1 protein-coding gene is annotated in these 646 nt (G+C 42.4%); it reads left to right on the top strand.

Annotated features, from left to right (window positions below; all coding sequences use genetic code 11):
* Positions 1 to 153: 153 nt before the first annotated feature.
* The coding region (locus tag OGV71_RS00060) for a T6SS immunity protein Tli3 family protein (RefSeq protein ID WP_502873625.1) at positions 154 to 646 on the top strand (493 nt) is incomplete at its 3' end.

The raw sequence follows: 646 nt of genomic DNA, 5'->3' as shown, positions 1-646 counted from the left end.
CGGAGGGATATAAGGCCAACTATCAAAACCTGCCGGACAAAGAACCAGAAGTGGTGGGCTATAAGGGCTGGACCCGGATGCACTGCGATATGGATGCGGGGAAATAATCGGCAATGGGATATGCCCAAACCGCTTAACGTTTAAGGATAAATTATGAATAAGGGAAGTGCGTTAAAAATAATGATCGGAACTATTTCGCTATGTGCTATCGCTGCCTGTACAAAAAGAACACCCTCACAGATTATTTATCGCTATGATGATAACCGATATCTGGAATTAAAAGGCTATAATTGTGAGGGAGCGCTTTGGTATCATGATATCAGGCGGAATATACATAAAGAATTAGTAAATGGCGTTTATTCAACGTATCAGATCTTTTCCGGTGTATATATTCACCCATCAGATAAGTATATTCTGATACCACGATGGGAGCCAGATGCTTACAAGATATCTAAAGATTACGGACAAACGTGGCAGGTAGCAGACTATATGGCCTCTTCCCGGGCGCTGGAGAGAAACTCCGATGGGGTTATGCGTGACTATCCTGAAGGAAAAGAAATCAAAAGAGTGGTGGTGGTCAATAACCAGGCGTTTATTACCACCTCGAAAAATCATTTGTATATGAGTTCATACCCTTTTGACGACC

It is taken from the genome of Citrobacter sp. Cf088 (assembly GCF_030334295.1).
Classification (GTDB): domain Bacteria; phylum Pseudomonadota; class Gammaproteobacteria; order Enterobacterales; family Enterobacteriaceae; genus Citrobacter; species Citrobacter freundii.
The sequence above is the reverse complement of the archived record's forward strand: the minus strand, read 5'-3'. Positions and strand labels throughout refer to the sequence as shown.